The organism is Ruminococcus flavefaciens ND2009 (genome assembly GCF_000621785.1).
GTDB lineage: Bacteria > Bacillota > Clostridia > Oscillospirales > Ruminococcaceae > Ruminococcus > Ruminococcus flavefaciens_C.
The window spans coordinates 69,275-82,452 of sequence record NZ_JHXI01000010.1; the positions used below are offsets into that span (position 1 = coordinate 69,275).

Consider the following 13,178-nt stretch of genomic DNA (forward strand, 5'->3'; position numbering starts at 1 on the left):
TTTCAGATTACTTGCCGTTGCGGCGCTTTACGATGAACTTATCAGTTCTGTGATGCTTCTTACGAGTCTTGTAGCCGAGTGCGGGCTTGCCCCAGGGGGTAACAGGTCCGGGACGGCCGACAGGTGACTTACCTTCACCACCACCGTGGGGGTGATCGCAGGGGTTCATTACAGAACCGCGAACTGTAGGTCTCCAGCCCATGTTTCTTACACGGCCTGCCTTACCATAGTTAACGTTCTCGTGATCGATGTTGGAAACCTGACCGATTGCAGCCTTGCATCCGATCGGAACCTTTCTCATCTCGCCGGAAGGAAGTCTGATAAGAGCGTAGTTGTCCTCTTTGCCCATGAGCTGAGCCTGGTTGCCTGCGCTTCTTACGAGCTGAGCGCCCTTGCCGGGATAAAGCTCTATAGCGTGGATGAATGTACCAACGGGGATATCAGCGAGCTTGAGTGCGTTGCCGGGCTTGATATCAGCCTCGGAACCTGACTCGATCTTGTCGCCTACCTTGAGGCCGTTGGGAGCGAGGATATATCTCTTCTCTCCGTCCTCGTACTGAACGAGAGCGATGAATGCGCTTCTGTTAGGATCGTACTCAAGAGTCTGAACAACAGCGATCATATCGTCCTTGTCTCTCTTGAAGTCGATTACACGGTACTTTCTTCTGTTACCGCCGCCTCTGTGGCGAACTGTTATACGGCCGTAGCTGTTTCTTCCCGACTTCTTCTTCATGGGTTCGAGAAGGCTCTTCTCCGGCTCAACCTTTGACAGGACCGAGTAGTCAGTTACAGTCATCTGACGTCTCGAAGGTGTCGTAGGCTTATATGTTTTAATAGCCATTTTAACTTTCTCCTTTAATGCATTTTTTGCGGGAGCATTACTCCCATACTTTCTGACTTATATTAATGTAGGGATCAAACCATACCCTCGAAGAACTCGATAGACTTTGAATCCTCTGTAAGAGTGATGATAGCCTTCTTCCAGTCAGATGTCTTGCCGGCGAATCTGCCAACTCTCTTGGAGCGGCCGTTGCAGTTCATAGTGTTTACCTTTGCAACCTCTACGCCGAAGAGCTGCTCTACAGCCTTCTTTATCTCGGACTTGTTAGCGTCCTTAGCAACCTTAAAGGTGTACTTTCCGTTCTGGAGCTCATCCATTGACTTCTCAGTGATAACGGGCTTCAGAATGATGTCCTGAGCTGCTTTCATTATGCGTACACCTCCTCGATCTTTCCAACGGCATTCTTAACAACGATGAACTTATCGTAGTTGAGTATGTCGTAAACATTAAGAGTATTTACAGCAGCAGTCTTAACACCGGGGATGTTAGCTGCGCTCTTTACTACCTTTGCGTCAGCCTCTGCTGTTACGATGAGAGCCTTGCCCTCAACGCCGAGAGCCTTGAGCATTTCAACAACTGTCTTTGTCTTGTACTCGTCAAGTGTGAGAGCGTCAAGAACGATCATGTTGTTGTCGAGAACCTTAGCAGAAAGCGCAGACTTCATTGCGAGTCTCTTTACCTTCTTGTTAAGGGAATATCTGTAATCTCTGGGCTTGGGGCCGAGAGCGATTCCGCCGTGTACCCACTGAGGAGCACGGGTCGAACCCTGTCTTGCATGGCCTGTACCCTTCTGTCTCCAGGGCTTTCTTCCGCCGCCGCTTACTTCTGTTCTTGTAAGTGTGGACTGTGTACCCTGTCTCTGGTTTGCAAGGTAATTAACAACTGCAGCGTGCATAACGCCTTCGTTGGGAGTGATTCCGAAAACTTCGTCGTTGAGCTCTGTCTCGGAAACCTGCTTACCTGTCATATCAAAAACTGAAATTGTAGACATTTACGCTTCCTCCTTCCTTAAGCCTTTACGCTGTCAACGATATAAACGATACCGCCCTTAGGACCGGGGATAGCGCCCTTGATAGCGATGAGATTGTTCTCAGTGTCTATTTTAACGATTTCGAGATTCTGAACAGTTACCTGCTCTGCACCCATGTGACCTGCCATGCCCTTGCCCTTATAGATTCTTGAAGGGGATGAGCAAGCACCCATTGAACCTGCCTGTCTGTGAACAGGGCCTGTACCGTGAGTTTCCTTGAGTCTGTGCTGGTTGTGGCGCTTGATAGCACCTGCGAATCCCTTACCCTTGCTGGTGCCGACAACGTCGATAGCGTCGCCTACAGCAAATGTATCAGCCTTGATGATGTCGCCTACGTTAAGAGCGTCGCAGTCGTCAAGTCTGAACTCCTTGAGTTCCTTCTTGCAAGCTACGTCAGCCTTGTCGAAGTGACCCTTCATAGGCTTGTTAACTCTCTGTACCTTTACGTCGCCGTAGCCCAGCTGAAGAGCTGCATAGCCGTCGTTCTCTACAGTTTTCTTCTGTACAACGACACAGGGGCCGGCTTCTACTACTGTTACAGGAACAACTTTTCCTGTCTCGTCGAAGATCTGAGTCATACCGATCTTCTTACCGATAATGCCTTTCTGCATTTTCTTTTCCTCCTATAGGTTATTGGTTGATGATTTACACATCAACATGACCGACGGTCTACCGTCATTCCGCTTCCCGAGCGGTGGTTTCAAGCGTAATTTCGGTTAATTACTTAACCTCCATAACAACGTCTACGCCTGCGGGGATCTCGAGCTTCTCAAGAGCAGCTGAAGTCTTGTCTGTAGGACGGATAACGTCTACAAGTCTCTTGTGAGTTCTCATCTCGAACTGCTCACGGCTGTCCTTGTACTTGTGTACAGCACGGAGAATTGTAACAACTTCCTTGTCTGTGGGGAGCGGGATAGGACCCGAAACTCTTGCACCACTTCTCTTAGCTGCCTCAACGATCTTAGCTGCTGCAATATCAACAGTAGCGTGATCGTAGCCCTTGATCTTGAATCTGATCTTTTCGTTGACTGCCATTATTTTCGCCTCCTTGGAATTAATTACGGGGACGCAGATTGGAATATCACACGTTTCCGTGTGTTTCATGCCTCATCTCATAAAAAAACTCGAAAAACCGTTGTTTTCCGAGCCGTCTTAACAAAATATGAGCACAAAAAGAGCATAATCCACGCATACGCAAGCTGCGTGAAGAATAACCACAAACTGTGTTCGATATCCCATTCGCCCGGTTTAAAATCGGACATACTCCACGGAAATTACCTGCCATACCGGCAGCAACCTTCCGCTTCAACGCATATCTTCTGCAGTCAGCGCGCATATCAGCGCACTCAACGTAAACCATTATACCACATATATAGGGATAAATCAACAATTTGCAGAAATTGTATTTGTAAATTTTTAATGAACGATAATTTTATTTTAACAATTTATGCTGTTTCCCTGCTTCGGGGCAGGTATTTCAGCGAAATACCTGCAAATCAGCTTCCGAAGATATATTTCAGCGCAGTGAGAACAGTGTCGCCTACGGACTTGGAATTGACCACTTCGAGAGCTCTGTCGGGACGGTCGGTGATGATATTGTCCACGCCGAGAGCCATCATCTTCTGCATCTCGCTCTGACGGTCAACGGTCCAGACGAAAATACGCTTTCCGTTATGGTGAGCGGAGTTGACCACGCTCTGGTTCACGAAAAGGTAATTCATGCTGACAGCGTCGATATAGGGCAGCTGCGAGTATGAGGTGGCTGTTGCCAGATTGGCGATGAAGGCGGTCTTTATCTTGGGGTTGAGCTGCTTTACCTTTTTCAGCGCAGGATAGGAGAACGAGGTCACATAGCAGGAATTGACTATGCCGTACTCCTCCACCAGCTCCACCACCTTCTCGGCGGTGCGCTTGGGGTTCCCCGAGCGCTTTATCTCAATATTGAGCATTATGTTCTTGCCCACCAGGTCCAGTACCTCTGCCAGTGTGGGGATACGCACGTCGTCGAACTCACCGTCTTTGCTGAACCATGAGCCTGCGGACAGCTGCAACAGCTCCTCGTAGGTATGCTTTCTCAGCTCGCCCTTGCCGTCGGTGGTGCGGTCAAGCTTGTCATCGTGGCAGACCACCAGCACATCGTCAGCGGTGAGCTGCACGTCCAGCTCTATGAAGTCCGCGCCGCAGTCCATAGCTGCCTCAAAGGCAGGAATGGTGTTCTCGGGAGCTATCCTTGAAAAGCCTCTGTGGGCTGTGACCTGAGTCCTGCTGAGGAGTCCCACGTTAAGGCTGACGTTGCCCTGATACAGTGCCCTGAAGTAGGAAAGGTTCATTACCAGACCCGCTGCGATAAGGCAGGTGACGATGATAACACTGTGTCCCCTTTTCATCTTCTTTATGCTGCGGCTGGGAAGTTCCAGCTCCTCGTCCTTGTTGTCGGCAATGAACTTGTTGGTGAGCCACCACATCACCGCAGGTGCGGAGAAGAAGGCGGATATTGCGGTGAATATGCTCCATGTGTAGCGCAGCACTTTAAGAGCCGTACCGAAAGCCGCTCTCGGCTCGGAGAAGCCCTTGATGACGAATACGATGATGAAGCTCAGTCCGAAGGTGACCGCCGCTATGATGAACATAACCGCAAGGGTCCACAGGAACAGTGAGATTATCATTTTAAAGCGCTGACCGCTTATCCTCTCGCGGCTCTTTTTGATGCAGTCGCGGAAGGCGTATTTCGTAAGTATCAGGTAGTGTATGCTGTAGCTGCCGCCTATCATCAGTATGATGAACAGGAGCTGTATCAGTATATACGCAGCTATAGCCATACCGCCGTTTACCGAGTAGAATATCCTTCTCAGCACAGGCAGCAGCGGTGCCATGAACATACCTGAGGACAGCGAGAACTGCGCCAGAGGCATGACCGCCATGTAAGCCAGGAAGGAAAGTATGCCCGAGCCCTTGAACGCCTTTCCGAAGGCGCGTAATCCCGTCCTGAACATACCTCCCGTGAATATATGCTCACCCTTGCCGAAGCAGGAGAAGCAGGCAGCCAGCGCGGACAGCTCCACGAAAGAGAAAAAGGCATAGCAAAAGAGCATCAGCACGATAACGATTATCGTGGAGGGATGCTTTAAGTAAACAAGCAGATTTTCGTCGTTGAGGTAAGTTACGCCCGAAAGCTTCATTGTCAGCTTCAGCAGCAGCGCCAGCACGGGGGTTCCGATAGCCAGCAGCAGCAGCTTGAATATAAGTTCAAATATGAGGAAGTGAGGTACAGCTCTCAGGAAAACACCTGTGTTTTTCAGGATCTTTTTCATATGTTTTACTCCGAACAAGTGAATATACTTAAATTATACGCTCTTACAGGCAACTTGTCAATAAAAAGTTAAGAGCTGAAAGCTTATGTTTACGCTCGGGGCGTTAACACAACTCTCAACTCTCAACTGTAAACTCTCAACTGAAATTATCCGACGATACCTGAGCGCTCTATGCCCTCGGTGAAGTGCTTCTGCATGAACACATACATCAGCAGCACGGGAGCTATGGACAGCAGGCAGCCTGCTTCCTTCCAGACTATCTGCTCTCTGGGGCTTATCTGCACCGTGGGGTCATTGAACAGCCTTATCTTCAGCTCATTGTCCAGATTTGTCAGCATCAGGGCAATGGTCTTTGTGTTGGTGAAGAAGGTGTTGCTCACATAGTAGTCGTTCCAGTACCACACCACCGAGAACAGGAACACCGTCAGAAAGGCAGGTGCCGCATTGGGTGCGATAACGCTTACGAAGGTCCTGAACGGACCGCAGCCGTCTATGTATGCCGCGTCCTCAAGCTCACGGGGGAGCCCCTTGAAGAACTGCCGGAATATGAATATCATCAGTCCTGCCCGTATGCCGTTGGCAGTCATTGCAGGCAGGTACATGGTGAGCCTGCTGTCGATGAGGTTCAAGCTGAACAGCCCCTTTATGCCGAAGTAGCGGAAAAGGGTGTACAGGGGCAGGGATATTACCTGAGTAGGCACCAGTATCATCATTATGACTATGGCGAAAAACAGCTTCTTTCCCCTGAACTCAAATCTCGCAAAGCCGTAGCCCGTTATGGCGCAGGATATGACCTGCACCAGGGAGCAGCCTATATTCAGCAGCAGGGTGTTCCCCAGGGTCTTCCAGTAGTCCATGGCGTCTATGGTCTCGGTTATTATCCTGAATGTGTAATGCCTTGGTATCCACATTACAGTGGGGTCGCTCATGTCCGCCCTCTCCCTGAAGGCGCAGCTTATCATATATATAAGAGGATACATGATGACGAAGCCCAGCCCGATGAGTATGACCGCCCTGAATACGGGCCAGACCTTCTCTGCGGCAGCCTTTCTGCGCAGATAGCCTCTCTCCTCACGGGTCATGGACTGCATACGCAGCCTTTTCAGCTCACGTCTGCTCATTCCGCTGCCTATCTCCTCTGCGGACTTTACCTTTGGTGCAGCTGTCTCATCAGCCATGCTTCTCACCTCCTCAGTCGGTCTCGTATTGTATGAATTTGCCTGTGAGCCATGCGAAAACGCCGATAGCTCCCAGAACTATGGCGAAGTACACCCACGCCATGGCGGAGGCTCCTCCGAACTCCCACTGGTTCTTCATTGCCACGATACGGTTCATGACGCTGTTCATGGGATTGGTAAAGGAGTCTATGACGGTGAATATAAGGTTAGCCAGTATGAAGGGGCTCACCGATGGGAAGACTATCTTCCAGAAGTACTCCCACGCCGTAGCGCCCTCCATCTGAGCGGCTTCCCTGACGTCCTTGGATATGTTCTGGAGACCTGCAAGGAACAGCAGTATCTGTATGCCCGAGCTCCAGACTATGCCGAAGATGTTGTCCGCCACCGCCGTAATGAAGTCATTGGTCCTGTCGCTTATGCCGTAAATGCCAAGGAACTGCAAAAGCTCACCCACCAGGTCCGTAGAGAACATGGTAGAGAACTGCTCCGCTCCAGCATTGCCCGTGGACTCCATATCGCCGCTGATTATCCTGAAAACAGGTCCCGTGGCGATGATGACGGGCAGGAAGAAGACAGCTCTTGCCAGAGTCCTTCCCCTGAACTTCTGATTGAGTATCACCGCAATGAACAGGGAGAAAACCAGTATCAGCGGCGTCTTCCAGAGAGTCTCCAGCAGAGTGTCTATGAGGTAGTCGGTGTAGTAGGGGTCCTCGTTGAGGACTACTGTGTAGTTTTTAAGCCCCACGAACCGGGTTTTCAGTGCGCCGGGCTCTACGGAAACATCACAGAAGGAGTACCACAGCGACTTTCCCAGAGGGATAAGGAAGAACAGTATAGTCCCTACGAGCCACAGGCTAATAAAGCCGTAGCCGTACATTGATTTCCGCCGCTGATATGACATTATGCGGCGCTTTTTCTTGTTTTCTGCCACGGGGGCAGCCTTTCCGCTCATATTTTCCTCCTTCCCTGTCATTATTTCAGGTCTATGATGCCGCCGTCCCAGGTGACGGTGCGTTCGCCCAGGTCGGTGGTGACGGTGATACCATTGGAATAATCCGTGGTTATGATGTCCCCGTCCCTTTCATAGCCTGTGATGAAGCTGTCCGACACCTGCTCCAGCATGGGCGCAAGGAGACTCTGCTCTCTTGCGGCAGTGTCGGTCCAGTATTTATAATTGGCGTAATAGAGCGTATCCAGCTCTGTGTCCTTCAGCTCCCCTGTCTCCTCGTATATCATATCGTAGCTGAGACAGCTTCCCGTTGCCGCCGCCATGAGCACAGCGGTCTCAGGGTCGGCGCTGCCGTTTATGGCTTCCGAGGAATAGGGCAGAACTCCGTGGAGCACCATCTGATAGAAGGGTATATCCTCATCGAATATATCCGACCTGCCCGAACTGAGGGGAACGTTCCGTATCCTGCTGACGTAGGGCAGTGCATAGGCGTTGGCAGTATCGGCGAGTATGCCGTTTTCAAGGCTGCTGTCCAGCCTGCTGTAGCCCTCCTCAAGGAGAGTCTCCGCCTTTGCGCGTGATATGCCCTTATTGCCGTAGTCTCCGTACAGTGAGCTTGTAAGGTCCGAGAGGGAAACTCCCTCAAGACCGTTTTCAGGGTAGTTCTCGGCAATATCCCCGAATACCTCGCCGAAATAGCTTGGCGAGAGCAGGGACATATTCTTCCTGAACTTATTTGGTATTCCGTAGGCTCTGTCATAGCTGACTATCCTCGAATATGAGCCCGAAACCCGGACGGCTGTGTCCGTAAAGGAGTAGTAGCCGTTGCCCGAATAGAAGTCCCTGTTGTCGGACACGGGATAGAGGCTGTAGCCCTTTTCGTCTATTAGGTCGGTGAGCTTTCTGAAATCAGACCTGCCGCCCAGCTTGCCGGAGGGCTTGCCGTCGGTGTCCACCTTGTTCTTTATGCCGTCGTTGGTCCAGTTCTTATAGGAAATGACCATGTCCTCCACGCCGCCGCTGCCCAGACTGCCGATAATGTCAGCTGCCTGACCGTAGTCGGTGACGGAAGTCCTGAGGGATATGGGTATGCCCAGAACGGGCTTTTTCTTCATAACTCCGCCGTAAAGTGTGAGATACATGGGAGCCTCACCTGCCGTACTCTTTGCGGTGACCCCCTTTTCCTCAGTGAGGTATCTGCGGTATCTTGTGGCAATGTCGGTGTAGTCCGCATCCTTTTTGGATATGGGATAGTACCTCATCTCAATATCATCGGACTTTATGCTGCCGCTTTCAAATACGGTGTATTTCTCGTTGCTGCTGCCCGACATATAGAAGCTGTCGGTGCTGCGGAGAATGAACGAGAGATTGCAGATGTTGTAGCTGCTGCCCGACTGCCTTGACACATTGGCGGTGAGGTATGCGTTGGAGTCACCCTTTGCGGCAACTGCCAGCAGGGCATTGTCCTCCTTGACCACGCCGTAGACGGGCAGATATATCTGTCCCGTGACTGCCCCCTTGTTCTGGGGCACAGCGGTAAAGTCGTTTCCGTAGACTCTCTGCTGATAGATATTGTTCTGGAAGGAGCGGTTGTTATTGAAGCGCACCAGCGCTCCGCAGCCGTCGGGGATAACGTAGTAACCCTCCTCCTTGTCGGAGGCGGCTCCCAGACTTCCCAGCACGGTCATCTCCGTAGCCACATTGGCGGCGTTGGTCTCCTTTATCTCCGACACCTTCACCGAGGCGATGAGACAGTCCTCCCCGAGAGTGTACTCCACAGGCACTTTGAAGCCTGCGCTTTTGTAGTCATACTCCACGCGGATACCGTTTTTTATGTCCCTGACGGTGAATGTGCAGTCATTTTCATTTCCCGAGCGCAGCACATTGTTGCCTGAGCGCTTGAGAGGCACTCCGTAGCGGAGCACATTTGAAGAACGCAGCTCGTCCGCCAGAAGGGCTGTGGCAGCCCTGTCCTGTGTGGCTTCAAGTGGCGAGGACCACCAGATATAGCCTGTGTCCTTTACCTCAATGCCGAAAACTGCGCTCCTGTCGTCAACTATCATGCGCAGCTTCTCGTTTTCCGCGCCGCTGCGGTAGGCGCCCAGGAAGTGCTTCCTGTCGGAAGTGAGCCATGCAAAGCTGTCCCCTGCGGTGTAGACACGCCTGCCCTCCTCAATGCCGTCATATGTGAAGGTCTCGTCGATGCCCTTCATATCCCTGCTGAGGAGCTCCAGTGTCTTTCCGTCTGCGGAGAGGAATGCGTATCTGCTGTCAAGGGTGGAGACTATCTGTCTCAGCCTTATGACTTTAGTGGCGTCTTCGTCGGTGATGATGAAAAATCTGCCTGCGTCGCTGACCCAGAGCTTTCCCTCATCGCACTTTTTGCCGTTTTTGAAGGAAGCCGCAGCCTCCCCAGTCTTTGTATCGATTATGACAAGCTCTCCCAGCTTTTTCAGCTCGGCTATCTTATCTGCAAGGAGCTGCTGCTCCTCTGTGTAGTCCTTTTTGCTCTTTGGCTTGCCGCCTGCCTTTTCCCAGAGCTCGTCGTCGAAGTCCTTGTCCTTGCAGTAGACATCGAAGCCCTCGGCAGAGCCTATCTTTTTCAGGTACTTCTCAGCGTCCTCCTGAGACAGCTCCGCCTTCTCCACCGCCTCGGAGCGCTTTGCCTTCTCCTCTGCTGCGGCAGTCTCCTCAGCGTCCTCCTCTGTTATCTCCGGCGCAGGCTCAGGCTCGTCCCCGTCAGCATAGGCGCTGCATGGCACAGTCATGGAAGCTGCCGTCACAAGGCAAAGCAGGAGCTTTTTCGTTATCCTTCCCATATGCACCGCCTCTCAGACACGGGCTCTGTAGGAGAGCTCGGTGTAAACGGTGGATATGAATATGAATATCTGCTGTATCAGTGACATCAGCAGCACCAGCAGGAACAGCATTATGAGCATTGCTCCTATGGTGAGAACTATGGCGAGAACGGTCTTGCCGAAGGAGTACTGGTGCACCGACTTTATCGCCGAGAAAAGCAGTATCACCGTCCACCCCACGCCAATGAGCTCTATTATCTGCATGAACACATACTCGTCCCGTATGAGGAAATGGGAGAGTATGACGTTGATATAGAGCTGTACCGTGTATGGTATGAGTGCATAGGCACTGTAAATACATATATTTTTCAGCGTTCCCTCGCCGTCGAGGAGGGTACACACCGACCAGTTCCCCACTGTCCAGGCGCCGAAAAGCACGAAGCTCCGCACGATGTAGGGGATTATATTGAAGGTCTTGTCATAGGCGATGTAGAACTGGAAGCCATAGAGCCTGCCGTAGGCTATCTCTCCGAAAAAGAGCAGCACCAGTATCAGGGCGGCTATTTTCAGCGAGCCCGACTTCTTCCAGCGCATATCCTCGAAGCCCTCAACAGGGTGCATGACGGCATACTTCACCCACTGTCTCTGTGTAAGATCCATCATGACTGCTGCTCCTCCTCTCCCTTATGACTATCCGCCCTGCGTCTCTTTTTAAGTCTGCCGCGGACTATTAGCGCCGCTGCTGCAAGGGCTGTGACTGCGGCGATAACGGGGAAGTTCTCCTTGAGGAACTCCCTGCGCCTTCCCTCGAAGGCCTTGTTGTATATATCGCCTGCGTCTGCAAGCTTTGCGTATTTCATAGCGCCCTTGTAGTCCCCCTGCCTGAGCAGAGCGGAAGCCACGCCCACATAGGCTCTGTTGTAGTTTCCGTCCCTTTTCAGGACCTCCTGCCAGGGACCCAGTGCCTCCTCATAATAGCCTGCATTATGGAGAGCCGCCGCCTCGTGGACTATGCTGCCGAAGGAGGTCTCCCTGAACACGGTTATGGTGTCCTTCATGGAGTCAAGGACGTAGAGGTCGCTGCCAAGAGACTCCACCGCCGCCACATGGTCAAAGCCGCCTGTCTGCTTGGCGATAGTGCCTGTGATGAACAGCAGATTGCAGTCCTCATCGTACTGGAACACCCTGCCCGTGGTGAAGTCGAGGCAGTTTATGCAGCCGTCCGCGGATACGTCTATATCCACTATGGAAGGCGAGAGTACCTTGTTCCGCGAGGTATCGTAAACGGGAGTGATGTCTCCGAATATCAGTTCCTTGTTGGCGAATATGTTCCTGCCTGCGGCGTTCAGCTTCTTCACCGTGTCGGTAGTCTGTGTGCCCGAGGCAGTGCAGGTGAAAATGAAGTCGCCGTCTATATCGAATGAGGTTATGCCCGAGGGAACAGTTCTCGTTCTGTGAGCCTTCTTCTCGTCGGACATGAATATGCTCTTTATGTAGTTGCCGATTATCTTTGCCGTGGGCTCAACGCGGTTTGCGCCGTAGAAGCCCGAGAAGCTGCCGTCGGGAGCAAACATTGCTGCGCCCGTGGTGATATTGCCCAGCACCACATAGACGTTTCCGCCCTTGTCGGCGATGACCCGCTGGGGCAGGAATGTACGCTTTTGATCATAGACCCCGGACTCGGGCTTGGTTATCTCGCTCTGAACATTGCCCTCCTTGTCGGAGATGAGGACTCTGGAATTGTCGCTGTCGGCAATGTAAATGAAGCCGTTTTCCGCCGACACGAAAACTCCCATGGGCTTGTTGAGGGTGGTCTCGGAGCCGTCGGGCATGGTGAAGCGGTCATAGATATGTATGACCTTCTCAAGGCTGCTGTCCGCAGCGATTATGCGGTTGTTTCCCGTATCGGTGATGTAGAGCACACCCTCATCGTCAAAGAAGATGTCGGAGGGGTCGCTGAAGGCTCCCACGCCGAGGTCAAAGCCCGAGACAGCGCGGTCTGCGGTATAGCCTGCCTGTGAGGGTATAGCGTCTCCCCAGTTGTCGTAATTGTAACTCTCATAGGGCTCTCCCGAAGCCGCCGAGCGGTAAGGGGAAGAAAGCGTCAGTGCGGCAAGTGCCGCCGCAAACACGCCCATAAATTTCTTCACTTGCCTCACTCCCTTCAGACAGCTGAACTGTCTATTATTCCTTTATTCCCGAATGCGCCATGGTCTCGATGACCTGTCGCTGTGCCAGCATGAATATGACTATGGGCGGTATCAGCAGGAAAACTGCCGCCGCCATTGCCACGCCTGCTCTGGCAAGTCCCGAGGAAGCCGCCTGTGTGACCACCGTAGGCAGGGTCTTGTACTGCTCCCTGAACACCACGGAGCCCGTCTGGATATTCCATGCGCCCTGAAACGCAAATATTATCAGCGTCATAAGGGCTGGCTTCTGGTTGGGTATGACTATCTGCCAGCATATGCGGAAAAGTCCTGCTCCGTCCACCTTTGCCGCCTCTATCATGGAGTCGGGCACCTGGCTTATGGACTGCCTCATGAGGAAAAGTCCCATAGGCGAGGCTATGGCAGGGAATATCAGCGCCATGTAGGTGTCTATCATGTGGAGCTTCGCCATGACGATGTACTGCATGATGTATATTACGCTGCTCTGGTAGAGAAGCGCAACGACGATAACTCCGTTTATGAATTTGCTCCCGGGAAACTTGCACTTTGCCAGCACAAATGCCGCCATTGACGAGAACACGCATTGCAGCACCGTTACCGTCACGGTGACGAATATACTGTTGAACACATATCTTGAGAAGGGCACCCTGTTCTGGTGGAGCACCCTGAACATATCCCTGAAATTGTCAAGGGTAGGTCTTACGGCGTAGAGCTTTGGGGGAAAGACAAAGAGCTCCTCCACAGGCTTTATGGACATTATCACCGTAAGATATATGGGCAGGAACATGAAAAGTCCCAGCAGTGCAAGGAAAAGGAATATGACCACACTGCCGCCGTACTTTCTGCCTGCCTGTCTGTTTGAGCCGCGAAGCTTCGCGGTATTTATCTCTGCCACAGCTTCGC

The 13,178-nt window shown here is 52.0% G+C and carries 12 protein-coding genes; all 12 read right to left on the reverse strand.

From position 1 onward, the window contains the following. Positions 1–7: 7 nt before the first annotated feature. The 12 genes from rplB to T488_RS0102240 all read right to left on the reverse strand — a co-directional run bounded on the left by rplB (position 8) and on the right by T488_RS0102240 (position 13,170). Positions 8–841 carry a 50S ribosomal protein L2 gene (gene rplB, locus T488_RS0102185; RefSeq protein WP_028519371.1) on the reverse strand — a complete coding sequence of 278 codons (834 nt, stop codon included), beginning with the start codon at positions 839–841 and terminating at the stop codon, positions 8–10. A 74-nt stretch (positions 842–915) separates the two neighbouring features. Beyond that, positions 916–1,209, reverse strand: a complete 294-nt coding sequence (gene rplW / locus T488_RS0102190; RefSeq protein WP_028519372.1) for a 50S ribosomal protein L23 — start codon at positions 1,207–1,209, stop codon at positions 916–918. Further along, the gene (rplD, locus tag T488_RS0102195) at positions 1,209–1,832 is read right to left on the reverse strand and encodes a 50S ribosomal protein L4 (RefSeq protein WP_028519373.1); all 624 of its coding nucleotides are present in this window, start codon (positions 1,830–1,832) and stop codon (positions 1,209–1,211) included. The genes rplW and rplD overlap by 1 nt, the downstream gene beginning before the upstream one ends. 17 nt (positions 1,833–1,849) lie before the next feature. Further along, on the reverse strand, positions 1,850–2,482 hold the full coding sequence (rplC, locus tag T488_RS0102200; RefSeq protein ID WP_019680099.1) for a 50S ribosomal protein L3: 633 nt from the start codon (positions 2,480–2,482) through the stop codon (positions 1,850–1,852). A gap of 109 nt (positions 2,483–2,591) precedes the next feature. After that, entirely contained in the window at positions 2,592–2,906 is a 315-nt protein-coding gene (gene rpsJ, locus T488_RS0102205) for a 30S ribosomal protein S10 (RefSeq protein WP_028519374.1), read from the reverse strand. A 461-nt stretch (positions 2,907–3,367) separates the two neighbouring features. Continuing rightward, complete coding sequence (locus tag T488_RS18530) at positions 3,368–5,182, reverse strand: glycerophosphodiester phosphodiesterase family protein (protein ID WP_051536163.1); 1,815 nt, start codon at positions 5,180–5,182, stop codon at positions 3,368–3,370. Between the two features lie 146 nt (positions 5,183–5,328). Continuing rightward, a complete protein-coding gene (locus T488_RS0102215) occupies positions 5,329–6,360 on the reverse strand; it encodes a carbohydrate ABC transporter permease (protein ID WP_028519375.1) in 1,032 nt (343 codons plus the stop codon). A 13-nt stretch (positions 6,361–6,373) separates the two neighbouring features. Then, positions 6,374–7,312: a carbohydrate ABC transporter permease gene (locus T488_RS0102220; protein ID WP_028519376.1), complete on the reverse strand. Its 939-nt coding sequence runs from the start codon at positions 7,310–7,312 to the stop codon at positions 6,374–6,376. A 20-nt stretch (positions 7,313–7,332) separates the two neighbouring features. After that, positions 7,333–10,128: a DUF5696 domain-containing protein gene (locus T488_RS0102225; protein ID WP_028519377.1), complete on the reverse strand. Its 2,796-nt coding sequence runs from the start codon at positions 10,126–10,128 to the stop codon at positions 7,333–7,335. 12 nt (positions 10,129–10,140) lie between these two features. After that, positions 10,141–10,770 carry a Yip1 family protein gene (locus T488_RS0102230; RefSeq protein WP_028519378.1) on the reverse strand — a complete coding sequence of 210 codons (630 nt, stop codon included), beginning with the start codon at positions 10,768–10,770 and terminating at the stop codon, positions 10,141–10,143. Then, complete coding sequence (locus T488_RS16770; protein WP_051536166.1) at positions 10,767–12,257, reverse strand: hypothetical protein; 1,491 nt, start codon at positions 12,255–12,257, stop codon at positions 10,767–10,769. Before T488_RS16770 ends, T488_RS0102230 begins: the two co-directional genes overlap by 4 nt. A 34-nt stretch (positions 12,258–12,291) precedes the next feature. Further along, positions 12,292–13,170, reverse strand: a complete 879-nt coding sequence (locus T488_RS0102240; RefSeq protein ID WP_028519379.1) for a carbohydrate ABC transporter permease — start codon at positions 13,168–13,170, stop codon at positions 12,292–12,294. Between the last annotated feature and the right edge of the window lie 8 nt (positions 13,171–13,178).

Bases quoted from the DNA above. Each gene is read 5' to 3' on its own strand.
- rplB (WP_028519371.1), bottom strand. From the start codon at position 841: ATGGCTATTAAAACATATAAGCCTACGACACCTTCGAGACGTCAGATG.
- rplW (WP_028519372.1), bottom strand. From the start codon at position 1,209: ATGAAAGCAGCTCAGGACATCATTCTGAAGCCCGTTATCACTGAGAAG.
- rplD (WP_028519373.1), bottom strand. From the start codon at position 1,832: ATGTCTACAATTTCAGTTTTTGATATGACAGGTAAGCAGGTTTCCGAG.
- rplC (WP_019680099.1), bottom strand. From the start codon at position 2,482: ATGCAGAAAGGCATTATCGGTAAGAAGATCGGTATGACTCAGATCTTC.
- rpsJ (WP_028519374.1), bottom strand. From the start codon at position 2,906: ATGGCAGTCAACGAAAAGATCAGATTCAAGATCAAGGGCTACGATCAC.
- T488_RS18530 (WP_051536163.1), bottom strand. From the start codon at position 5,182: ATGAAAAAGATCCTGAAAAACACAGGTGTTTTCCTGAGAGCTGTACCT.
- T488_RS0102215 (WP_028519375.1), bottom strand. From the start codon at position 6,360: ATGGCTGATGAGACAGCTGCACCAAAGGTAAAGTCCGCAGAGGAGATA.
- T488_RS0102220 (WP_028519376.1), bottom strand. From the start codon at position 7,312: ATGAGCGGAAAGGCTGCCCCCGTGGCAGAAAACAAGAAAAAGCGCCGC.
- T488_RS0102225 (WP_028519377.1), bottom strand. From the start codon at position 10,128: ATGGGAAGGATAACGAAAAAGCTCCTGCTTTGCCTTGTGACGGCAGCT.
- T488_RS0102230 (WP_028519378.1), bottom strand. From the start codon at position 10,770: ATGATGGATCTTACACAGAGACAGTGGGTGAAGTATGCCGTCATGCAC.